Source organism: Mesorhizobium sp. M1182, assembly GCF_040318335.1.
GTDB lineage: Bacteria > Pseudomonadota > Alphaproteobacteria > Rhizobiales > Rhizobiaceae > Mesorhizobium.
The window spans coordinates 238433-261284 of the sequence record NZ_JAMYMD010000002.1 but is presented as its reverse complement, the minus strand read 5'-3'; the positions used below and the strand labels follow the sequence as shown (position 1 = coordinate 261284).

19 protein-coding genes are annotated in these 22852 nt (G+C 62.8%); 3 read left to right on the top strand and 16 right to left on the bottom strand.

The annotated features are described in order from the left end of the window. Nucleotides 1-116 precede the first annotated feature (116 nt). Nucleotides 117-1571 (top strand): glutamate synthase subunit beta, encoded by a 1455-nt coding sequence (locus NKH33_RS03790; protein ID WP_352818148.1) that lies wholly within the window; start codon nucleotides 117-119, stop codon nucleotides 1569-1571. Between the two features lie 22 nt (nucleotides 1572-1593). Here the strand turns inward: NKH33_RS03790 and NKH33_RS03785 are convergent, their stop codons facing one another. Both NKH33_RS03785 and NKH33_RS03780 read right to left on the bottom strand, forming a co-directional pair. After that, nucleotides 1594-2841: an SGNH/GDSL hydrolase family protein gene (locus NKH33_RS03785; protein ID WP_352918242.1), complete on the bottom strand. Its 1248-nt coding sequence runs from the start codon at nucleotides 2839-2841 to the stop codon at nucleotides 1594-1596. A 26-nt stretch (nucleotides 2842-2867) separates the two neighbouring features. Beyond that, nucleotides 2868-4094: a lytic murein transglycosylase gene (locus NKH33_RS03780; protein WP_352564889.1), complete on the bottom strand. Its 1227-nt coding sequence runs from the start codon at nucleotides 4092-4094 to the stop codon at nucleotides 2868-2870. A gap of 207 nt (nucleotides 4095-4301) precedes the next feature. Between NKH33_RS03780 and galU the strand changes: the two genes are divergently transcribed. Then, entirely contained in the window at nucleotides 4302-5207 is a 906-nt protein-coding gene (gene galU, locus NKH33_RS03775) for a UTP--glucose-1-phosphate uridylyltransferase GalU (RefSeq protein ID WP_352469528.1), read from the top strand. 132 nt (nucleotides 5208-5339) lie between these two features. Here galU and NKH33_RS03770 read toward each other — a convergent pair whose 3' ends face one another. Further along, nucleotides 5340-7079 (bottom strand): outer membrane beta-barrel protein, encoded by a 1740-nt coding sequence (locus NKH33_RS03770; RefSeq protein WP_502896416.1) that lies wholly within the window; start codon nucleotides 7077-7079, stop codon nucleotides 5340-5342. A gap of 177 nt (nucleotides 7080-7256) precedes the next feature. Between NKH33_RS03770 and NKH33_RS03765 the strand changes: the two genes are divergently transcribed. Continuing rightward, nucleotides 7257-8258 carry a KpsF/GutQ family sugar-phosphate isomerase gene (locus NKH33_RS03765; protein ID WP_352777220.1) on the top strand — a complete coding sequence of 334 codons (1002 nt, stop codon included), beginning with the start codon at nucleotides 7257-7259 and terminating at the stop codon, nucleotides 8256-8258. Nucleotides 8259-8265: 7 nt separating this feature from the next. On the opposite strand, the gene NKH33_RS03760 is transcribed toward NKH33_RS03765, so the two are convergent. The 13 genes from NKH33_RS03760 to NKH33_RS03700 all read right to left on the bottom strand — a co-directional run bounded on the left by NKH33_RS03760 (nucleotide 8266) and on the right by NKH33_RS03700 (nucleotide 22799). Next, nucleotides 8266-8730 (bottom strand): NfeD family protein, encoded by a 465-nt coding sequence (locus NKH33_RS03760; protein ID WP_352454064.1) that lies wholly within the window; start codon nucleotides 8728-8730, stop codon nucleotides 8266-8268. Nucleotides 8731-8740: 10 nt separating this feature from the next. Then, nucleotides 8741-9691, bottom strand: coding sequence for an SPFH domain-containing protein (locus NKH33_RS03755; protein WP_352539357.1), 951 nt, complete (start codon nucleotides 9689-9691; stop codon nucleotides 8741-8743). A 131-nt stretch (nucleotides 9692-9822) separates the two neighbouring features. Beyond that, nucleotides 9823-10887: a ferrochelatase gene (gene hemH / locus NKH33_RS03750; RefSeq protein ID WP_352767130.1), complete on the bottom strand. Its 1065-nt coding sequence runs from the start codon at nucleotides 10885-10887 to the stop codon at nucleotides 9823-9825. Between the two features lie 150 nt (nucleotides 10888-11037). Further along, complete coding sequence (locus tag NKH33_RS03745; protein WP_352767132.1) at nucleotides 11038-13065, bottom strand: 5'-nucleotidase C-terminal domain-containing protein; 2028 nt, start codon at nucleotides 13063-13065, stop codon at nucleotides 11038-11040. A 190-nt stretch (nucleotides 13066-13255) separates the two neighbouring features. After that, entirely contained in the window at nucleotides 13256-13630 is a 375-nt protein-coding gene (omp10, locus tag NKH33_RS03740) for an outer membrane lipoprotein Omp10 (RefSeq protein WP_023720183.1), read from the bottom strand. Between the two features lie 187 nt (nucleotides 13631-13817). Further along, nucleotides 13818-15263 carry a homospermidine synthase gene (locus NKH33_RS03735; protein ID WP_352742062.1) on the bottom strand — a complete coding sequence of 482 codons (1446 nt, stop codon included), beginning with the start codon at nucleotides 15261-15263 and terminating at the stop codon, nucleotides 13818-13820. Nucleotides 15264-15385: 122 nt separating this feature from the next. Next, complete coding sequence (locus tag NKH33_RS03730) at nucleotides 15386-16624, bottom strand: hypothetical protein (protein ID WP_352818139.1); 1239 nt, start codon at nucleotides 16622-16624, stop codon at nucleotides 15386-15388. After that, complete coding sequence (locus NKH33_RS03725) at nucleotides 16608-17564, bottom strand: heme-dependent oxidative N-demethylase family protein (protein WP_352539353.1); 957 nt, start codon at nucleotides 17562-17564, stop codon at nucleotides 16608-16610. Before NKH33_RS03725 ends, NKH33_RS03730 begins: the two co-directional genes overlap by 17 nt. Further along, the gene (locus NKH33_RS03720; RefSeq protein ID WP_352469536.1) at nucleotides 17561-17848 is read right to left on the bottom strand and encodes a YciI family protein; all 288 of its coding nucleotides are present in this window, start codon (nucleotides 17846-17848) and stop codon (nucleotides 17561-17563) included. Before NKH33_RS03720 ends, NKH33_RS03725 begins: the two co-directional genes overlap by 4 nt. 17 nt (nucleotides 17849-17865) lie before the next feature. Beyond that, nucleotides 17866-18528, bottom strand: coding sequence for an aminotransferase class IV family protein (locus NKH33_RS03715; RefSeq protein ID WP_352539352.1), 663 nt, complete (start codon nucleotides 18526-18528; stop codon nucleotides 17866-17868). Then, nucleotides 18477-19628 carry an aminodeoxychorismate synthase component I gene (locus NKH33_RS03710; RefSeq protein WP_352539351.1) on the bottom strand — a complete coding sequence of 384 codons (1152 nt, stop codon included), beginning with the start codon at nucleotides 19626-19628 and terminating at the stop codon, nucleotides 18477-18479. Before NKH33_RS03710 ends, NKH33_RS03715 begins: the two co-directional genes overlap by 52 nt. A 156-nt stretch (nucleotides 19629-19784) precedes the next feature. After that, a complete protein-coding gene (locus NKH33_RS03705) occupies nucleotides 19785-20573 on the bottom strand; it encodes a helix-hairpin-helix domain-containing protein (RefSeq protein WP_352818135.1) in 789 nt (262 codons plus the stop codon). A 390-nt stretch (nucleotides 20574-20963) separates the two neighbouring features. Further along, nucleotides 20964-22799 (bottom strand): M3 family oligoendopeptidase, encoded by a 1836-nt coding sequence (locus NKH33_RS03700; RefSeq protein ID WP_352612878.1) that lies wholly within the window; start codon nucleotides 22797-22799, stop codon nucleotides 20964-20966. Nucleotides 22800-22852 lie beyond the last annotated feature (53 nt).

Here is a 22852-nt window from a genome sequence, read left to right as displayed (position 1 = left end):
TCCCGGCAACCATCTTCATCAACAATCCTGACCTCGGACTGAAGGTTGCCACAGCTGCCTTATGAGGTTAACGGGTGCGTCGCCAGGCGTGCCTTCCGGACAGCAGGGACTGGACTATGGGCAAGGTAACAGGGTTTCTCGAGATCGACCGGCAGGTGCACAAGTACCAGCCGGCTTCCGACCGCATCCGGCATTTCCGCGAGTTCACGCTGCCGATGTCGGACAAGGAGGTCGAGAAACAGGCCGCGCGGTGCATGGATTGCGGCATTCCTTATTGCCATGGACCGACCGGCTGCCCGATCCACAACCAGATCCCGGACTGGAACGACCTCGTCTACAATGGCGACTGGGAAAACGCGATCCGCAACCTGCATTCGACCAACAATTTTCCGGAATTTACCGGCCGCATCTGCCCCGCACCTTGCGAGGAAGCCTGCACGCTGAACCTCGAGGATATTCCGGTCGCCATCAAGACCATCGAGCAGGCCATTGCCGACAAAGCCTATGAAACCGGCCATATCCGGCCCTATCCGCCGGAACGGAAGACCGGCAAGCGCGTCGCGATCATCGGCTCGGGGCCGGCAGGCATGGCGGCTGCCCAGCAACTCGGCCGCGCAGGCCATGACGTTCACGTCTATGAGCGCGAGAGCCGGCCGGGCGGGCTGATGCGCTACGGCATCCCCGATTTCAAGATCGAGAAGCATTATATCGACCGGCGCATCGAGCAGATGCAGGGCGAAGGTGTCAGCTTCCATTGTGGCGTCAATGTGGGCGTCGACAAGCCGGTCGCCGAACTGCTCGCCGAATATGACGCCGTGCTCTATTGCGGCGGCTCCGAAACGCCGCGTCCGGCCAACATCCCGGGCGACGATCTCGACGGCGTGCACGACGCCATGCCGTATCTGGTGCAGCAGAACAAGCGTATCGGCGGCGAGCCGATCCAGTCGGTGGCATGGCCGTCGCGCCCGATCGTCGCCGGCGGCCAGCACGTCGTCGTCGTCGGCGGCGGCGACACTGCCTCAGACTGCGTCGGCACCGCCTTCCGCCAGGGCGCGGTGCGCGTCACCCAGCTCGACATCCGGCCGCAGCCGCCGGAAAAGGAGGACAAGCTGTCGGTCTGGCCCTACTGGGCGACCAAGATGCGCACGTCGTCGTCGCAGGCCGAAGGCGCCGAGCGCGAATTCCAGGTGGCGACGCTTGAATTCATCGGCGAAGACGGCCAGCTGACCGGGGTCAAATGCTGCGAGGTCGACGAAAAGCGCAAGCCGATCGCGGGCACGGAATTCGTCATCCGCGCCGATCTCGCGTTCATCGCCATCGGCTTTGCCGGGCCAGCCGCTCGCGGGCCGATCTCGGAACTCGACGGGCAGATGAAGATCGTCATCGACAGCCGCCGTTCGAAGAATGTCGAGGCCAATGACCGGGACTACAGGACCAGCGTCGAAAGGCTCTATGCGGCGGGCGACGTGCGGCGCGGCCAGTCGCTGGTCGTCTGGGCGATCCGCGAGGGTCGCCAGGCGGCGCGCGCCATCGACGAGGCGCTGATGGGATCGAGCGTGCTGCCGCGCTGAGCCCGTTCCGAAGAGGTTCTGTTTACTGGCGGATCGCCGTCGTCGTATCGGATGCGGCCGCCGTCGCAGGCTGTGTCTTGGGCGGCCAGGAGAAATCGTCGGCGCGGCCCGGTGAGGCGTCGGGCGCCTTGCCCTCGACGATCAGCCTTTCGCCCGGCAAATTCTTGTCAGCTTTTGCCGGCGGGGCGGCGCCGAGAAGTTCCGAGCCGCCGTCCAGCGCCGGATCGCTGAGCAGCATCGGCACGGTGCGATCGACAGCTATCGGTGCCGCGGCAGGTGCCGGCGCCTCGACGGGAGCGCCGGCCGGGGCAGAAGCCGTCACCACGCTTCCTGGCGCGGCCAGCCCCAGGATCTTCATCAGCGGCTTTTCGGTATAGAAGGCGAGCTTGCGCTTGCCGGCCTTCGACATGTTGATGCCGTCGTCGGAGCGCAGGCGCACCGATTGGCCGTTGATGTCCGGTCCGCTGGTGATGAAGGCGCCGTTCTCGTCGACGAACCCGTCCCAGACGTCGACGAATTCGCCGCCGTGGCTTTCGGCGGACGAGCGGAAGATGTCGTTGGAGGCCAGCATGTCGGAGGTCATTTTCGAGACCCGGAAGGCCGGCATGCCGACCCACAGATACGGCACCTTGGTTGCGGCGATGGCCTTGCCGAACGCATCGGTCCGGCGCTCGTATTCCTTGGTCCAGTTTTCGGATCGCGGCTGCTCGCGTACATCGCCGACGCGCATCTGCTGCCGGTCGTTGGATCCGAGCATGACGACGACGGCTGCCGGTTTTTCGGCAGCGATCAGCGACTTGACCTGTTCTGGCCAGTTGTAGACATCGTCACGCACGAAGCCCGACGATCCGTTGGCACGGACGACGATCCTGACGCCGGTGTTTTCAGCAAACGCGGCGTCGAGCCCCTCAGCCAGCCCAGACGCCATGAAATCGCCGACCACCAGAACGACGCGTGCACCCGGCGCCTTCTCGGCCACTGGGGTTGTCGGCTCGGCCGGCGGCGGCCGGCTAACTGACCGGGGCTTTCTCAGCTTGGGCCTGGGCTTTGTTCTCTGGAATTCTCGCTGGTATTCGGGCGGCGGCTGCTCAAACCGCTCGCTTCTGCGCGGAAACAACAGGTCGCGCAGCGACCAGCCACGACTTTCCGGCTCCTGCGCCATGGCCGCGGTATGAAAGGCACTGGCGCCGCCGACCGCCAGAACGGCGATCGCCAGAACGAGGATCGGCACGCGACGAACGATTAACCGGATGCGCGCAGCCGAAACCAATCACCCTCTCCATCCCGCAACCGGCTCTAGTTCTGCCTGAGCCATTTCAGCACTTCCTTGCTCGGATACCCGTCCTGGGTCAAGCCAGCCTTTGCCTGGAAGGCCATGATGGCGGTTTTCGATCCGTCACCGATCTTGCCGTCGAACTTGCCGTCGTAATAGCCGTGCTCGGAAAGTCGCTTCTGAAGCTCCTGCCTTTCCTCGAAGGAGAGCTTGGTAAACGGTCGCTTCCAGTCCTGCACAAGCCCGCCATAGCCGGCAATTTCGTCGGCAAGAAGGCCCACGGCGAGCGCATATTTGTCGGCATTGTTGTAACGCTTGATGACCGAGAAATTCTTGATCATCAGGAAAGCCGGCCCGCCGCTGCCGCCGGGCAGCTTCAACGTCGCCTTGTCCGCACCGTTCTTGAACGGCTTGCCGTTGGCACGGCTGACCCCCAGCGCCTGCCATTGCGACAGCGACTTTGAGCCTCCGGGCAGCTTCTTGCCGTCCGGAAGGCTGACCTCATAACCCCAGGTCTTGCCTGCCTGCCAGCCGTTCTTCCTCAGCAAATTGGCGGCTGTCGCCAGTGCGTCGGGAATCGAATTCCAGATGTCGCGCTTGCCGTTGCCGTCCATATCGACCGCATAGGACTGGTAGCTGGTGGGGATGAACTGGGTATGGCCCATCGCGCCGGCCCATGAGCCGCTGAGATGGCTTTCGTCGATGTCGCCGGTCTGCAGGATCTTCAGCGCCGCGATCAGCTGGGTGCGGGCAAATTTCGCTCGCTTCGGATCGGCATAACCAAGCGTCGCCAGCGAGCGCACGACATTGCGCATGATATCATCGCGCTTGAGAGTTTCGCCGTAGTTCGATTCCATAGACCAGATGGCCAGCAGGATGTAGCGGTCGACGCCGTATCTTGCCTCGATCCTGTCCAGCCAAGGCTTCCATTTCCTTGCCATCTGCTGGCCGACGGCGACCGACTGGTCATGGACGCGGTTGTCGAAATAATCCCAGGCGGGTGCGGTGAATTCGGGTTGAGTACGGGCCTTTTCCAGTACCACCGGGTCAGCATCGTTGATGCCCTTGAATGCCTGGTCGTAGACGGAGCCGGAAACGCCGCTCGCCACGGCGGTAGCACGGAAGCTGGCGACCCATTGGCGGAAGCCGGCATCGGCAAAAGCCGGCCCGCTGGGCATGAGCAAAGCAAGCGAGAGGCTGGCGGCCGTCAGGACGCTGGTGAAGCGCCTTGCGGCGTTGCGAACGGACATCTTTTCCTCCTTCTTCATCTCAGGAAGACTATTCATCGCCGAACCCGGTTAGCATTTGGTTTACCATAGGTGCCGTGCGGGGTGAAAAGATGCGTCAATGCTTTACCAGCTGAGATTTATGACCCGCCGTTCAGTAATCCTCGATTTCGGCATGAAAATGTCTCGAATCGGGATTGCCGAACAGGCATGCAAATGGATAATTGGCACATGAAGAGAGTTCGCAAGGCAGTGTTCCCGGTTGCCGGTCTCGGCACGCGCTTTCTCCCTGCTACCAAGGCCATTCCCAAGGAAATGCTGACGGTCGTCGACAGGCCGGTCATCCAGTATGTGGTCGATGAGGCGCGCGATGCCGGGATCGAGCATTTCATCTTCGTGACCGGCCGCAACAAGGCGGTCATCGAGGATCACTTCGATGTCCAGTTCGAGCTCTACGACACGCTTGCGCAGCGCGGCAAGGACGACCAGCTCGCCCGCCTGCAGCGGCTGCAACCGGCGCCGGGGCAGACCAGCTTCACCCGCCAGCAGGTACCGCTCGGCCTTGGCCACGCCGTCTGGTGCGCGCGCGAGCTCGTCGGCGACGAGCCCTTTGCGCTGCTATTGCCCGACATGATCATGCAGTCGGAAAAAAGCTGCATGAAGGACATGGTCGAGCTTTACGCCGAGACCGGCAACAACATCGTCGCCGTGCAGGAATGCGATCCGGCCGAGGCGCACAAATACGGCATTGTCGGCCGCGGCGAGGACGCGCATCACGGTTTCCGCATCACCGGCATGGTGGAAAAGCCGAAGACCGGCACGGAGCCGTCGAACCTCTACATCAACGGGCGCTATATCCTGCAGCCGGAGATATTCAAGATACTCGAAGGTCAGGAAAAAGGCGCCGGCAACGAGATCCAGCTCACCGATGCAATGCTGAAGCTGCAGAAGCAACAGCCCTTCTACGGCTACCACTACCGCGGGCGGACGTTCGACTGCGGCTCGCCCGAAGGCTTCGTCGAGGCCAACGTTGCCTTCGCACTGTGGCGCAGAGACATGAATGCGAGCATGGCCGGTGTCATTCGCACGCTTCTCGACGAACTCGCGCCGTCAGAACGCCGCGGCATAGCCTTGTAGTTTCAACACCGGTTGCCGCGCTGATCGGCTAAAGCGCGCCGCGTTCGACCGGCCTCATGCGACGCGCTTTAGGTTCTTGTTTTAGGCAAGTCGTTATCGCAAAACCGCTGCACACTTTTGCGCGACATGCATTTAGCGCTGCAACTTCAAGCCGACGAAGATACTGTTGGCCGTGTAGTCGCGCCCAATCAGGTTGCTGGTCAGTTTTTCAGTCCTGGCGCGGGTGGTGAGCCCGGTGTAGCGGTTCAGCCACCACGTCAGCCCAGCCTCGGCGCTCAGCGTCAAATCATGATCGTCGGAGCCGGTATAGTCGCGCCATTCGAGGCCGAGAGCGGCATTTCCGGTCAGGTTGGCGCGGATCTGCCGCTCGCCGGTGAGGCTGCCGGAATAGAGCATGTCGCCGCTTTCGCCCGCATTCGTCGTGTTCTCGGCGGTCGTCTGTGCGGTGAGCCCGATCGTGGTGCCGCGTTCCGGCGACCATTTGAGATCGGCATTGACCGTCGCGCCCGAAATAGCCGGCAGGGCATCGTCGTCGATAGCTTCGCGCAGCCAGCCGACCGAGAACTCGCCGGTAAGCTTCTCGCGGAGATCGAGCTCGACGCCGGCCCGTGCGCCAAGCCTGGTCGAGGAGCGCTGGAAGCCGTTTGGATCGACGCGCAAATCATAAGCGCGCCGGCCGATCTCGATTTCGGTGAACGGGGTGATGGCAGGCGAGATCTCGTAACCGGTACGCAAAATGGCCGTGTAGAGCGTCGAGTCGCGGCCCTTCTGCGACAGCGATCCGCCCGACGAAAGCTTGGCGTCGCCAAAGATGTCGTGCTCGATCGCGCCGGTCAGCGCGAAGCGCATCTTGCCGGCATCCTTCTCGACGGCGAGACTGCCGTTCACGGTCTGGCGCACCGGCTGGCCAACGGCGCCGACGACCGCGTCCGGCGCCGAGGCCGATTCGGGCACGGCCTCATAGCCCAGCTTGGCGATGGCGCGCAGATCATTGTCGAGATCGATGTTGAGTGTGCCGTCGACGCGGCCTTGCGCCTCGTGAATGTCATAGCCGGACAAGGTTTCGCGGAAGATGCCATAGCCCTCAACCGTCGCCGAATTCTCCCTCCAGTCGGAGACGGCGTTGAAGCGCAGTGTCGTTTCCGACAGCAAGGCCGGCTTGCCGAGGCTGCTCGAATCGGCGTTTGTCGAAGACGTCAGGCCTTGCTCGAGCGTCGGCCGGATTACGAAAGAGCCGAGCTTGATGCCGGTGGCGGCGAACGGGTCGTCCTCGTTCTTTTTGTTCTGGCCTTCGATGGCTTCGGTGCGCTCGGCACCGGGGTCGAGCCTGAGCCTCTCGGCGGAATCGATGGTGACGGCACGGCGGTTGACCGTATCCTGCTCGTCTATAGCGGCGGTATCGGTGTCATCGGTCGCCGCCGCGGCTGCAGTCGCGGCTCTCTTGCGCTTCTGGCTGTCAGCGGTCTCGTCTTCGGCGTTGGCCGCATTGGCGGCGCGTGGCGTCGCGCTTGGCCGCCGTCGGGGTGGCGGAGCAGGGTTGTCGGGAAATGGGTCGCCGCTGGCCGCTGGTTGATCGAAAGTGCCGCCGGTTGTGGCCGCCTCGCCCGTGCCGTCGTCAGGCAACGCCCCTTGGCTGGCCGGGCGATAGGTAGGCAGCGGCGTATTGTCGTTGGCGGTTGCAGCAGCCTGCGCGGCTTGGGTTCCGGCTATGCTCGATTGCCTGATCTTGTACTGCTGTTCGTCCAGGATTGTCGATTCCGAAACCTCGCCGCGCAGCTCGGTTTCCTGGGCGCAAAGCAGTGCCGGCCGCGACAACGCAAAGACACTGGTTGCCAGCAGCAAAGCGCAGACCGCCTTGCCCTTTCGTCCCATTTTGTTTTGAGGCTGAAACCCGGACATCGGCACCACTGCTTGCGCGGCGCACGCGCGCCATACTTACGAAACCGTAAATGGGGATGGTTAACGGAGCGTTGAGGCATGGCCCATCAGGAGGTTCGGCACGGCAATTCCGTTGGACAGGCGCGCGCCGAAGCGCTAATCGCATCGTCCATGAACGTGAAATCCCCAGACAGGAAGCGGCATGACGGGCAGGCCGCGATTGCCTCGGCGCTGAGAACCGTGGCGACGGAGCAGGCCGGCGTCGCGGCACTGGCAGACGCTCTCGAAAACGGGCTGGCCGAGCCGTTCGCACGAGCCGTCGGCATGGTGTCGCAGATCGATGGCCGCGTCATCGTCACCGGGGTTGGCAAAAGCGGCCATATCGGCTCGAAGATCGCCGCAACGCTCGCCTCGACCGGCACGCCGGCCTTTTTCGTCCACCCTGCCGAAGCCAATCACGGCGACCTTGGCATGATCGCCAGAAACGACGCCATAATCGCGCTTTCGTGGTCGGGCGAAAGCCTTGAGCTCAAGGGCATCATCGCCTATTCGAGGCGCTTCTCGATCCCGCTGGTCGCGGTCACCGCGGGTGAAAAATCGGCTCTGGCGCGCGCGGCCGACGTTGTGCTTCTGCTGCCGCGAGCACCGGAAGCCTGCCCGCACGGGCTTGCGCCGACGACCTCGACACTATTGCAAATGGTGATGGGCGATGCGCTGGCCATCGCGCTGCTCGAGGCACGCGGCTTCACCCCGGACCATTTCCGCACGTTCCATCCCGGCGGCCAGCTCGGAGCCAACCTGACGCAGATCCGCGAGATCATGCATGTCGGCGACAGGCTGCCGCTGGTGTCGTCAGGTACCGGCATGCGCGAGGCAATCCTCGAATTGTCGCGCAAGGGGTTTGGCTGCGTGGCCGTGACTGCCGCGGACGGCAAGCTGATCGGCATCATCACCGATGGCGACATCAGGCGCCATATCGGCAGCGATCTCCTGGCAATGAGCGTCGATCAGGTGATGACCAGAGAGCCGAAAATGGCTTCGCCCGACACGCTTGTTGCGACGGCGCTGCAGACAATCAACGACTCGGCTATCACCAGCCTGATGGTGGTCGAAGGCAGGCGGCCGATCGGGCTCGTCCATCTGCACGACCTGCTGCGCATCGGTGCTGCCTAGCGGGCTTCTAGACCGCCTCGACCGTCAGTTCCAGGTCGGTATCAGCGGCGCCCGTCACGCGCACTTGCGTGCCGGCCGGCAGGTCAGGGCCGGAGACGCGCCACAACGTGTCGCCCAGCTTTATGCGGCCGCGCCCGTCCTTGATCGGCTCGGCAAGGGTCGCCGTCCGGCCGACCATCTGTGCGCCGCGACGGTTGAGCAGGGGCTGGTCGGTTTCATCATGGCGCCCGCCCACCAGCCGCTTGCCGACATAGGCCGAGACCAGCGACAGAGCGAGGAAGGCGAGGACCTGGACTTGCCAGGTCCAGAAACCGGCATCCCAGATGAGCAGTGAGACGACGCCGATCAACAGCGCGGCAATGCCGATCCACAGCATGAAAATGCCCGGCGCGATGACCTCCATTACCAGCAGGACGAAGCCGAGGACCATCCAGCTCCACGGGCCGAGTTCGGAAACAATGCGGTCGAGCATGGCTGTGGCCTCAGGTTTCGCTCGGACGAACGACCGGCGGGCGGGCGGCCTGTCGTGCGGCACCGGCGGTGCCTTCGCTTCGGAAAACTTCCTTGGCGATTTCGCCAATACCGCCGAGCGTGCCGATCAGCGATGAGGCCTCCATCGGCATCAGCACGAGCTTGCTGTTTGTCGCTGAGCCGATCCTGGTCAGCGCTTCGGTGTATTTCAGCGCGACGAAGTAGTTGAGCGCCTGCACGTCGCCTTTGGAAATCGCCTCCGACACCACCTGCGTGGCGCGTGCTTCAGCCTCGGCCGAGCGCTCGCGCGCCTCGGCATCGCGGAAGGCGGCTTCCTTGCGCCCTTCGGCCTCCAGGATCTGCGATTGCTTGAGGCCTTCGGCGGCGAGGATCTGCGCGCGCTTATTGCGCTCGGCCATCATCTGTCGGCCCATCGATTCGACGAGATTGGCCGGCGGGTTGATGTCCTTGATCTCGACACGAGTGATCTTGATGCCCCAGGGATGCGCCGCCTCGTCAACGACGCGCAGCAGGCGCTCGTTGATGGCGTCGCGGTTCGACAAAAGTTCGTCGAGGTCCATCGAGCCCATCACGGTGCGGATGTTGGTCATCGTGAGATTGAGAATCGCATTCTGCAGGCCGGAGACCTGGTAGGCGGCCTGCGCCGCGTTGAGCACCTGATAGAAGGCGATGCCATCGACGGCAACGGTGGCATTGTCGCGGGTGATGATCTCCTGCGTCGGAACGTCGAGCACCTGCTCCATCATGTTCATCTTGGCGCCGACACGGTCGACGAAAGGCACGATCAGGTTGAGGCCTGGGTTCAATGTCTTGGTGTAACGGCCAAAACGTTCGACGGTATAATTATAGCCTTGCGGAATTGTTCGGATGCCCTTGATAAGCACCAGCACGACAAGGGCGACAAGAACAAGAAGCGCGATATCAAAACCACTGAAACCCATTTGGCTCTCCCCTCAAAGGCCGGCCATGTTGGATATTCCACGCGACCGATTCCCATCAAACACTTAAGTGTGTTTCAGCAATGTTACAATCAGGTGATCACGGATTGCGGGTGCATAGACGGGTGATCTGTTCAGGCCCAGCCGGACAGCTCGCGCCGCACCATCGCCTCGATTACCGCCATGCCCTCGGCGCTGTCGTTGAGGCAAGGGATGTGTGCGAACTTTTCGCCGCCGGCATGATGGAAGGTCTCGGACGCTTCCCTGCCGATCTCGTCCAGCGTCTCGATGCAGTCGACGGAAAATCCTGGATTGACGATGGCGACCGATTTCACGCCTTCGCGCCCTAGTCTTTCGACCGTCTTGTCGGTGTAGGGCTGCAGCCACTCCTGCGCGCCGAAGCGCGACTGGAAGGTGGTAATCAGCTTGTTTTCATCCCAGCCGAGCTTTTCGCGCAGCAGTCGGGTCGTCTCGAGGCAATGGGCCTGGTAGGGGTCGCCCTTGTCGGAATAGGGTTTCGGAATGCCGTGATAGGAAGCGATGACAATTTCCGGTTCGAAGTCGAGGCTAGCCAGATGCTTTTCAATCGAACGGGCGAGCGCCTCGATATAGGCCGGCTCGTTGTAATAGGGTGGCACGCTGCGAATGGCCGGGGCGCGGCGCATCTTCATCAGCGCGCGAAACAGCTGGTCGTTGGCAGTCGCAGTCGTCGTCGCCGAATATTGCGGATAGAGCGGGAAAGACAGGATGCGGTCGCAGCCTTGCTCGACCAGTCTCTCGGCCACGCTCTCGGTCGAAGGGTTGCCGTAGCGCATCGCCCAGTCGACGACGACATTGGGTAGCTCGCCGAGCGCGAGCCCGAGCTTCTCGGCCTGGGCGCGGGTGTAGGTTCGCAGCGGCGACTCGTTGCGCTCCCGGTTCCATATCCTGGCATAGTTGGCCCCTGATTTCTTCGGCCGGGTGGTGAGGACCACGCCGTAGAGGATCGGATACCAGATCGCCTTGTTGAGCTCGATGACGCGCGGATCGGACAGGAACTCCCGGAGGTAGCGCCACATCGGCTTGAACCCGGTGCCGTCCGGGGTGCCGAGATTGATCAGCATGACACCGACCTTGCCGGTCCTGACCAGAGGGCGCCCTGCCGACGGCGAGGCGGCAGTCTGCTCGGCTTTGATTTCAGCAGGGTTGGCAAGCGTCATGAGGTTCTCCAACACCGCGAACCAACGGTGCCGCGGCGAAAGTAGCGATGCCGCGCCGGTTTTCAAATGCTGCGTCTGGCCGCACCTTATCCCAGAAATGCAACACCCGCCCGGTCTGCCGGGCGGGTGCATTGCGTTCCTGCGGCCGGATTACTTCGAGGCCGCCGGGATCGTCAAGGTTGCGCCGACCGGAAGGCGGCGTGGCTCGTAGGCATTGTTGGCATCGGAGATTATTTTCCATTTGGTGCCGTCGCCATAAGCCTTCACCGCGAGATCCCAATAGGTATCGCCGGCGACGATTACATGGCTGCTTTCGGCCGGTGCCGGCTCAGCCGGAGCAGGGGTCACCGGAGCCGGTGTGGCCGGAGCCGCAGGTGCCGCCGGCTGGGCCGGCTCGGCGGGTGCGGGTGCCGGCGCTGTTTCAGCCGGGACGGCCGGCGGCGTCTTGGAAATGTCGCCGGAGCCGGCCGGCATTTCGGGCATTGCCGGCTCAACTGGCTTTGCCGGCGCAGCCTCAGCAGGTTTTGGCGGTTCGGCAGGGTTGGCAGGTTCTGCGGCCGGGGCCACGGTCGCGGCGATCTCGGTGATGCGGCCGTCGAGCTTCGGCGTATAGGGCCGGTGCGCGCCTAGGTAGTCGGCGACGACCTGTTCCAGCCCCGGGCCGTAATCATAGGCGTTCTTGGCCTTCTCGGCGAACACCTTGTAGCCGTCGCCGCCCTGGCGGACATAGTTGTTGGTGGCGACCAGGTAATCCTTGTCCGGCTTAATCGGCGTCCAGGCGCCGCCTTCCATGACCTCGACCGATTTGACGCGTCCGTTAGGCGGCGCCGATTTGTCGAACGCATATTTCAGGCCGGCAACCTGCGGGAAGCGCCCGGCGCCGTCCTCGACCTGGCTGAGGCCGCTTTCGAGGCCGGCAACCAAATCCTTGCCGGAGATCTGGAAGGTCGCCAGCGTGTTCTGAAACGGCAGGACGGTGAGAACCTCGCCCATGGTGACGGTGCCCTGGTCGATGGAGGCGCGCAAGCCGCCGCCATTCGAGATGACGATCTCGACACCTTGGCCCTTGACCCGGTCGAGGACGGCGTCGGAGACCAGATTGCCCATCTCGCATTCGCGGGCGCGGCAGTTTTCGCGACTGCCGTCGATCGCCTTGGTGGTCTCGGCGACTTCCTTGTTCTTCAAGGCCTCGATCGGCGCGCCGAGTTCCTTGATGCGGGCAAGCACGGCGGGGTCGGGCGTGATCGATTTGTCGAGATGGATGGGATCCCCGCTTGCCTCCTTGACGACGCCGTTGTCGTCGAACACGACCTTGAACTCGCCGAGATATTTCGAATAGGACGCCGCCTGCACGACCGGCACTTTGTAACCGTCCGGATTGTCGACCATCGTCGGATACGGGCCTTCCGCCTTGGGGTCGGTGTTGGACAGCAGCGAATGGCTGTGGCCGCCGACCACCACGTCGATGCCCGGGATCTTGGCGATCACGTCGCGCTCGCGCTTGTAGCCGATATGGGTGACCGCGATGATCTTGTTGACGCCCTCTCGCTTCAGTTTCTCGACCTCAGCGGTGATCGACTTGACGTCATCTTCAATGGCAATGTTCGGGCCAGGGGTGGCAAGCTCCGGCGTGTCGTTGGTGACCGCTCCGACGATCCCGATCTTCTGGCCGCCGACCTCGACCACGATCGACGGCTTGACGCGGTCGCCGAGCTTGGATTGCGCATTGGCCTTCACATTGGCGCCGAGCACCGGAAACTGGATCATGTCGAGAAACGGCGCCAGCGCCGACTCGCCATCGTCGAACTCATGGTTGCCGAGAGCCTCGGCATCGAATTTCATCTGGTTGAGGAATTCGCCTTCGGTCTTGCCTTTGTAGGTCGTGTAGAAGAGCGAGCCCTGGAAATTGTCGCCGGCGCTGAGCAGCAGCACGTTCTGGCCCTCCAGCTTCTTGCGCTCCTGCGCAATCGCGGTGACCAGGCGGGCGGCACCGCCGACGCATTCGCCCTTGGTCTCCTCCTCGGCCGAGCAGGTCGATTCGTACTTGTTGTTGCTCTCGATGCGGCTGTGCCAGTCGTTGATGTGCAGGATGTTGAGCGTGTAGTCGGCAAAGGATACCCCTGCCGACAGGCCAAGCGCCGATGCCGACAGCGCGGCGATGGCAGCAATCTTCTTCATTCTCGTCTCCCGGATAACTTGACCAGAGGCGTTTAACGCTCTTGTTTGACTGGGATGTAACAGCCCTCTTGGGCTATGTTCACATCGCGTTTCAGTCGATGCAAGCGGAAATCGGCATCAGCTTTGCCGGCGCAAGAAGACGGCGGCTTGAAGCCGCCGCCCTTGTGCAAAGTAAATTCGGAATCGGATTTCAGGTGCGCCTGGTCAGCACAAAATTCTGCCCGCTCGCGCTGGTGCAATTGAGCTGGCTGGTGGAGACCATCAGGCAGTTGAAGCTGATCGGCGTCTGGCGGATCAGCGAAGTGCCATGAATCTCGACCGAGGTGCCGCCGGTCATGGTGTAGCTGCCATCGGCAAGCTTCTGGCCGGTGTCGGTTGCGACGGTCGCGAAGCTGCCGCCCTTGAAGGTGGACAAGCCCGTGCCCTGCGCGTCGATCCAGGAGCCTTCAACCCCCTTGGCCGTGATCACCGGCGGCTCGCCTGGGCCGGTTGTCGTGCAGGCCGCCAACGCGACCGTAGCGGCCGCGGCAATGCCAGCCGAAAGCAGTCTTTGCGCAATCGTCATCTTCAAGATCCTCTCCTCTCGCATCGGCCCGAAAATCGATCCGATTTTCGGAAAGCACGATGCGCACATTCAAAGTGCTAGAGCGTACTTTGTGCGTCCAAATGGACGCACGTGGCTCTAGGCCGCCCCTCTTCAATCGCCCGATTTCCGGGCGATTGCAAGCTGGCCGAGTGTCGAGGCAACGCTGCTATCGAACGAGGATGTTGCGGAATTGCCACGGGTCTTTGGTATCGAGATCCTCGGGAAACAGACCAGGCCGATTGTCGAGCGGTGTCCAGTCGGTATAATAGCTCCTGACCGGCCCGAGATAGGGGCCCTGCACGTCGAGGCAGCGCTTGTAATCCATCTCGTCGGCCTCGACGATGCCGGCCTCGGGATTTTCCAGCGCCCAGACCATGCCGGCCAGCACCGCCGACGTGACCTGCATGCCCGTAGCATTCTGATAGGGCGCCAGCTTGCGCGCCTCGGCCAGCGACAGCTGCGAGCCGTACCAGTAGGCGTTCTTGGCGTGGCCGTAGAGCAGCACGCCGAGTTCGTCGACGCCATCGACCAGTTCATTTTCGTCGAGCACGTGATGCACGGGCTGAGCCTTGCCGGCGACACCGAACATCTCGTGCAGCGACAGCACTGCGTCGTTGCAGGGATGATAGGCGTAATGGCAGGTCGGCCGGTATTGCACCTTGCCCTTCTTGCCGCGCAAGGTGAAAAAATCGGCGATCGAGATCGCTTCGTTGTGTGTCACCAGGAAACCGTATTGCGGGCCGGGCGTCGGACACCATGTGCGCACGCGTGTATTGGCGCCGGGCTGCTCCAGATAAATCGCGGCCTTCGAACCGTTCTTGTGGCTTTTGGCGTTCTTCGGCATCCACGCCTCATGCGTGCCCCAGCCGAGCTCGGCCGGCTGCAGCCCTTCCGAAATGAAGCCTTCGACCGACCAGGTGTTCCAGAACACGTTCATCGGCTTGGGCTTCTTGGTGCGCTGGGTGTCGCGCTCGGCGATATGGATGCCCTTGACGCCGGCCTTCTTCATCAGCCTGGCCCAGCCTTCGCGATCGTGCTGCGCGGGTTCCGAGAAGTCGAGGCCAAGATCTGTGGCGAGGTTGACCAGTGCCTGCTTGACGAACCACGAGACCATGCCGGGATTGGCGCCGCAGCACGAGATCGCCGTGGTGCCGCCCGGGTTCTTCGCGATTTCAGTACGCACGGTCTCGCGCAGCGCATAGTTGGTGCGTGAGGCGTTGTCGGCCTTCTCGTCGAAATAAAAGCCGAGCCAGGGTTCGACCACCGTGTCGATATAGAGGACGCCAAGCTTGCGGCAGAGCTTCATCAGCTCAAGCGAGGAAGTGTCGACCGAAAGGTTGACGCAAAAGCCCTGGCCGCCGCCATTGGTCAAAAGTGGTGTCAGCAGCTTCTTGTAGTTGTTTTTGGTCACCGCATCCTGCATGAAAGTGATGCCGCGCTCGTCGAGCAATTTACGGTCGGTGTCGCGCGGGTCGATGACCGTCATGCGCGACTTGTCGAATTTGAAATGGCGCTCGATCAGCGGCAGCGTTCCCCGTCCGATCGAGCCGAAGCCGATCATCACTACAGGGCCGGTGATCTCACCGTAAACGGGCCAGTTTTCATTCGCCATTTATCGATTACTCCCTCAAAAAACGCTTCGGAACAGCGGCTTGGCCGCGGCGCGACAAACCATAGATCATTGTCACAATAAAGCGAAAAGCGGACGGCCGGCCTCACGCCGCGCCATCCCGGCTACGGCTCGACCAGTCTTGCGAATGCAGGCTTGAAGAGGTCACGTGCCTCGGAGACCGGCAGTTCCAGCAGATCGTCGGCGCAGGCCTGGATGGCATGCGGCAGGGTCTGGAGCCCGAAAACCAGAACCTGCTTGTCGCCCTCACGCCAGAGGCTGACCGCTAGATATTCGCCGATGAGATCGTCAATGCCGCATTCGGCTTCGTGATCGATATCGGTCTGATCGATCGGTTTCTTGCGCCGCTGCTTGACGAAGGAGGCCAGGGAAGGACCGGGCTTGCCATCCACCGTATCCGAGAAAATGTCCTGAAGGCCAAGCAGGACGCCGCGCCGCACATCCATGATGTAGGCGTCCGAATAGTTGGTCGGATGCGCTCCGCCGCAGAAGATGCTGCCGGACTCCCGCCAGCTCATCAGCCGCGGAGTCAGCGACGTCACTTCGAATGTGCTGTCCTCATAGCCGCCGAGCGTGCCGCCGTTCATACCGTCAATTGGCCCGCCGTCGTTGAAACCGGCATATTGCGCCGCCACGCAGCCCAGTGCGCCGATGTTTGCGCGCCAGTGCCTCTCTTGCAGCAGAGCATTCGCGGCCTCGATCGGAACGTCGCCGGACAGTTCGACAATGCGCGGCGTGGCAAACCTGGTGCGGGGGTCGACGACATAGCGGTAGGTTGCGTCCGGCCAACCAGTCGTCTTGCCGTTATCGAGCTGAGTGTCCATCCGCAGATAGTCATAAGGGGACGTTTCCATAGTGAGCGGCGTGTCATTGGCGAAGAACTTCATGAAGCTGAAATCGTAGAGATCGAGCGGGGTGCCGGGCTCGTTCCCGGTCACTTGCCGACTTGCGACCCGTTCCAATCTGAGCGGCAGCGCCTTCTTTCCGTTCCAGCTGCCTTCAAGGGTCTTGCCGTTACTGGATGAGGCCAGGCGCCACACAGCGGCAATCGGCGCGGCCTTTCCGTCATCGCAATTGTCGGCGCCGCATGCCTCCTCCTCGGCCAGTTCGAACTTGCTGCCCCTTTGAGACCGGGCCTGCAGCGGGATGTCAACGCCCTTCGAGCGGTAGAAATAGCGGCCGGCCAGCGGGCCGCCGGGCGCCGCGGGGTCGCCGGTGAATTCGACGACGATATCGGCCTTTCCAAGCTTGCCGGCATAAGTCACCGGCTCCGCCTCGGCTGCTGTCGACAGCACCAGGATCGCGGCCATGAACGTGACCGGCCTGCTAAGATGCTGGATCATTGTTCCCCCCAGCGATCATTTTCAGTGTTTCCACCAGCCGGTCACGGTCGGCGGTCATCCCCTTGTAGTCGAGTTGTGCCTCGTCCAGCGCCAGAAGTTGTTCGGCCAAGGACGCCGCGAGCGCCGCGCGGTCGGGGTGGCGTTCCAGCACGGCGAGCGGGTCGAGATGGATGCGGATGGTGAAGAGTACGTCGCCCGAAACGGGGAGCTTTCTCAGCGTCTGCCGCTCGACGCGGATAAAGGCATGGGCGTCGATGTCGCCATCCGGGAATCTCGACGGGCGATTGCTGGCGCGGTCGACGCGTTCGAGGTTGGAGAGCGGGTGGTAGAGTGCGTCGCCCGCCTGGATCGACCAGTTGTAGCGCTCGACGGCTTGGCCCTGGAGGCCGTCGAACATGCGGTTGATGAGATCGGCCGGGCGTGTGCCCGGGCCGAAACCCGGTACCGGCGCGTGGATCTGCTGCAGCGGCTTGCCGAATTTTTCGATCAGCGACCATGACGACGGGAAGCAGAGCGAGCCGGCCGCCAGACGCCAGCCGCTCTCGTCGCGACGCATCAGGATCAAATCCTCCTGGACGAGCAACGAGGCCGCGACAAGCGGCGCATCGCTGAAAGAAGCTGAGGTGCCTGAGCCCTCGAGATTGTCGATGCCGCCGATCACCTCGATCGCATTGTCGGTACGCCTGTGGGTCTCAGGAAAGTTCGCCGCCAGATGCGCACCGAGCAGATCGAGCACTTCGCGCTGAGCGTCGCGCGTTGTTTGCTCCTCGACAAAAACCTTGCCGGGAATTTCCGCATAAAGCCGGCGTTTCTCGGCAAGATAGGGCAGCAGATATTCGTCGACCTCGATCCAGCTATCGAGATTGAGCGGCTTCAGCCCGATGGTGAACAGTTTCGACGAGCCGTCATAGGGTGTGTGGGTCGGCGGGCGGAAGCTCATGCCTCTTTGTAGGCTTCCAGTGCGGCGGCGGCCATTCTCGCCGTGAATTCGGTGATTTCGTAATCGGCGGCACCTGCCTTGGCGAAGGGATCGTCCGCCAGTCTGGCTTCGAGCACTTCGCGTGGACCACGCGCGATGATGATGCCGCCGGTCCTTGGCCGCTTTGGCCCGGAGGCGACAAAGATACCTTGCGCATAGCAGGCCTTCAGCCACTCGACATGCGCTTGCTGCAGGCGGTCGATCTCGGTCAGCGGCACCTTGTAGTTCAGCGAAACCACGAACATTGTTGTCTCCAGATGCTTCAGCCCAGCCGCGCCGGGATCAATCCGCGCAGCGAGTTGCCGACGAACAGCGCCTTGGCCGATTTCAGTTCGTTCCACGTGTAGACCGCTTCACCGGCGCGGCCTTGATCCAGCAGTTCGCCGCGCAGGACGCCAGGCAGCAGGCCGCAATCGAGCCGCGGCGTGGCCAGCACGCCGTCGCCGAAATCGGCAAAGACATTAGTGATCGTGCCCTCGCAGATTTCGCCGCGCTCATTGGCGAGCAGCACCTCGTCGGCGCGCCCGGCGAGATATTCGGCGCGCGCGCGCGTATAGGTTTGTCGGCGGCTGGTCTTGTGGCGCAGCAGCATATCGCTCGAATCAAGCCGCACGCGCGCCAGCTGCAGGGTCCAGACCTTGTCTGCGGCGAGCGGCTCGTAGGGCTGCACCGACACCGCCATTTCGCCCTTGCGCGACAGGACGAGGCGGGTGCGCAACGCGATCTGTTGGTGGCCGACCGCATTCATCAGCGCTTCGCCGACCCTTGTCGGATCGCAGGCGAAACCGAGTTCGCTTGCCGAGCCGTAAAGCCGCGCGAGATGGCGGTCGAAACGGAGGAAACCCGATCCGGGTTCCCAGCGCATTGTTTCGATCAGTTCGAAATCGGCAGTGTTCCTGTCGCGAAACGGGCTTTCAGCAGACACTCCTGGTACTCCTCTTCGGCTGTCGAATCGAAGACGACGCCACCGCCGACATTGTAGACCGCCTCGCCATTGGCAAAGAGCGAGATGGTGCGGATCGCCACGGAAAAACGCATCCGGCCGCCGGGCGCGATCCAGCCTATGGCGCCGCAATAGACATCGCGCGGGCCACTTTCCAGCTCGCGCAGGATCTCCATGGCGCGGATCTTCGGTGCGCCGGTAATCGAGCCGCAGGGGAACAGCGCGGCGAAAATCTGATGGATGGCGAGGCCGGGCAAGAGTTTCGCCCGCACGCGGCTCACCATCTGGTGGACGGTCGGGTAGCTCTCGATGCGGAAAAGCTCCGGCACATCGAGCGTGCCAACCTCGCTGATCAGTGAGATGTCGTTGCGCAGGAGATCGACGATCATCCGGTTCTCGGCCTGGTTCTTCTCGTCGTTGCGCAAGAACGCTTTCAGGCGATCGTCCTCGGCTTTTGTTGCGCCGCGCGGCGCGGTGCCCTTCATCGGATGCGTCTCGATCATGCCTTCCGCGTCCACCTCGAAGAACAGTTCGGGCGAACGCGACAAGACGATCGGATCGCCGAGCGCGACCAGCGCCCCATACTTCACCGGCTGGCGTTCGGTCAGCGCGTTGAAGGCGACCAGCGGGTCGCCCGACCACTGCGCATGGACCGGAAAGGTCAGATTGCCCTGGTAGCAGTCGCCCTTGCGGATGTGGTCATGCAGCCTGGCAAAGCGTTTGGCGTAGTCGTCCGAAGACCAGGCTGCCTTGGCGTCGAAGATTGGGCCGTTGCTGGCCGGCGGATCGCCTGGCGCGACCGTCTGCTCGACCGGCGCATCGAACACGCCGAGGCAAAAAAGCGGGGCGCGGCGGCCGGCCGGCAGCAGCGGAACGAGCTTGGGTTCGAGCAGGTAACCGGCCTCGTAGGAGAAATAACCGGCCAGCCATTTGCCGCCGTCATGTGCAGCCTGCGCGGCTTCCAGCGCCGGTAAAAAATCCGCCTCGCCATGCGCTGCGATTATCTCGGCCGGCCGGTCGAAAACGAGCTGCCGCGCGGTCTCGTCGTTCCTGAAAATTGCAAAGGGCAGGGGCAGGGACATAAGGCTCGGATGCTGCGGTCACCAGCGATCGATCTATATGGGGGCTCGACCGTGCGCAATCGAGGGAACGGCGTCCCAAGACGCAAAGGCGCGGCGGCAAAAACAAAAGCGGCGCCAGAGGGCGCCGCCTTGTTCCAGATGCCGCCTTGCGATGGATCAGGTGTTGCTGGCTTCTCCCGCGGTCGGGAAGCGGCGCGCAAATTCCTTTTCGTCGCCGGCGGCAAGCAGTTTCGCCTGCTCGATCCAGCGTTCACGTTCGATGCGGCCGTCGAAATTCAACGTCGCCTCGATCCGCTTGACATCGTCGGGCGTCCAGGCGGCGATCTGGGCATAGGTCGTGACCCCAAGCCCTTTGAGCAGCCGCTCGTTGGTCGGGCCGATGCCGATCAGGCGACGCAGATCGTTGGCGTTGCCTGGGGCAGTGGCTGTTGCCTTGCCGGTCGCGGCTTTCTTTGCAGATGGCGCAGCCTTGCTTGCCGCCGGCGCGGTCGTCGGCGCGGCGCTCGCTTTCGATGCAGGCGGTTTCGGCGTTGCCGTTTTCGCGGCATTTGCGCGTGGCGCGGTTGCGGCCTTCGCCGTTGCAGATTTCTTCGGCGCCGGTTTGGCCGGTGCGGATGTCGAAATCAGCGTTGACGGCGCCTGCATCGCCGCCTTGGTCGCACCGGCCTTGGCGGCTGGCGCCTTAGCTGTTGCCGCCTTCGCGGTTGGCGCCTGGGTGGTTTTCGCCTCGCCCAGCCGGCGTTCGAGATCGGCGCGGGCGCGGCCGCATGCATCCAACTCACCGGTCAGACGGTCGCTATCGGCCCGCAATCTGTCGCGTTCGCTGCGCGTGCGGTCTAGATCGCCGCGCAAACTGTCGAGTTCGCCACGCAGGCGTCCCCAAATGAACCAGCCAACCAACACACCTACCAGGAACGCCAGGAGCATGTAGAAAAAAGTGCCCATTGTCTTTCTCTCTCCAGTCCGATCCGTCCGCCCTGGCCTGTAGAGCCATGACCTCGGCGAAGGACCATTCGATGGTGGTTCCGCAATTTGCAGAACAGCCGGCTTCGATCGAGCTGTCGGCGACCGGTTTGCCCCTGGCCAACAACCGTTGTCGCATCCGCCGACACGCCATGGCCGGTCGGGATTTTCCGACCGGATCCATTCGTGCCCGGCTGAGCTTGAGGGCGGACGCTATCATACAGCTTACGGGAATCTAACGGAAAACTTCCATGGAAAGTTATTTAAGAACAAATAACCAAGACAAGAATAGACCATCGCCAATATGCGTTGCTGCTAAACTGTTCTGGAAAACCCGGTCATCCGGTGTTGCGCATCGCCCAGTGTTGCGCATCACTTGTCCAGTGTTTCCAGCTCGTCGATCAGTCCGCTGATCACGCCAAGCCCGATCTGCCAGAAGGCAGGGTCGGCCGCGTCGAGGCCGAACGGCGCTAGAAGCTCGGAATGATGCTTGGTGCCGCCGGCGCGCAGCATGGCAAAATATTTCTCCTGAAAGCCGCGCTCGGCGTTCTGGTAGACCGCGTAGAGCGAGTTCACCAGGCAATCGCCGAATGCGTAGGCATAGACGTAGAAAGGCGAGTGGATGAAGTGCGGGATATAGGTCCAGAAAACCTCGTACCCTTCGCGCAGCTTGATCGCCGGCCCGAGGCTTTCCGCCTGCACTTCCAACCAGAACTGGCCGAGCTTGTCGGAGGTCAGTTCGCCGCTCCTGCGCTCGGCATGCACCTTGCGCTCGAACTCGTAGAAGGCGATCTGGCGCACGACCGTGTTGATCATGTCCTCGACCTTCTGGGCGAGCATGGCCTTGCGTTCGCGCTTGTCGGTGGTCTGCTCGAGCAGCGAGCGGAAGGTCAGCATTTCGCCAAACACCGATGCGGTTTCGGCCAGCGTCAGCGGCGTCGATGCCATCAGGGCGCCCTGGCCGCCGGCCAGCACCTGGTGCACGCCGTGGCCGAGCTCGTGCGCCAGCGTCATCACGTCACGCGGCTTGCCCATGTAGTTGAGCAGCACATAGGGATGCGCCGAAGGCACGGTCGGATGGGCGAAGGCGCCAGGCGACTTGCCGGGTCTCACCGGTGCATCGATCCAGTTGCGGTCGAAGAAAGTTCTGGCGATCTCCGCCATGTCGGGCGAAAAGCGCTGGTAGGCGGAAAGCACGGTGTTCTTGGCCTCGTCCCAGCCGATGACCGCCTGTGGGGTCTCGGGCAATGGCGCATTGCGGTCCCAGTGGTTCATCACCTCCATGCCGAGCCAGCGCGCCTTCATCGCGTAATAGCGATGCGACAGGCGTGGATAGGCGTCGCGAACCGCGGCGGCGAGCGCATCCACCACGCTGCGTTCGACGCGATTGGCGAGATGGCGGGAATCGGCAATGTCCTCGAAGCCGCGCCAGCGGTCGGAGATCTCCTTGTCCTTGGCCAGCGTGTTGGTGACCAGCGTAAAGACGCGCAAATTCTTGCGGAAGGTCGTGGCCAGCGCCTCGGACGCCCGGCGGCGCACCTCGCCGTCGGCGTCCTGCAGGCGATTGAGCGCCGGCTCAAGCGTCAACTCCTCGCCGTCGACGTCGAAACGCAAATCGGTCATCGTCTCGTCGAACAGGCGGTTCCAGGCCCCGCGCCCGGTGATCGATTTTTCATGGAAGAGCTGCTCGATGCGGTCTTCGAGCTGGAAGGGCTTGTCCTTGCGCAGATCGAGCACCCAGGGCCGGTAATGGGCGAAGGCCGGATCGGCGGCGAGTGCGGTTTCGATCGCACCATCGTCGATGAGATTCAGCTCGAGCGCGAAAAACAGCAGGTGCGCGCTGGCATCGGTCATCTTTTCCTGGATGTCGCCATAGAGCTTGGCGCGCTGCGGATCCGACGTGTTGCCGGCATAGACAAGCCCGGCATAGGAGACGATGCGGCCGATCAGCTCCTCCAGCACTTCATAGACCTGAAGCGCCTCGCCAAGCCTGCCGGCGCCGCCACGCCCGGCCTCGGCGGCGAGCGTGCCTTTCCAACGGCTCTCGAAGGCGATGGCATCAGCGGCGGCCTTGGCGATGTCGCGCTTCAACTCGGGCGCCTCCATGCCCGAATAGAGATCGGCTAGATTCCATTCCGGCAGGTCGCCAAGCTCCGCCACGCCCTGACCGGGCGCCGCCGCCAGCTTTCGAGCAAAAACCATGCGCATTGCCGATCCTTCCAGACACAAAAATTCGAGGAAACGAGAAGCCGGTCAAATCC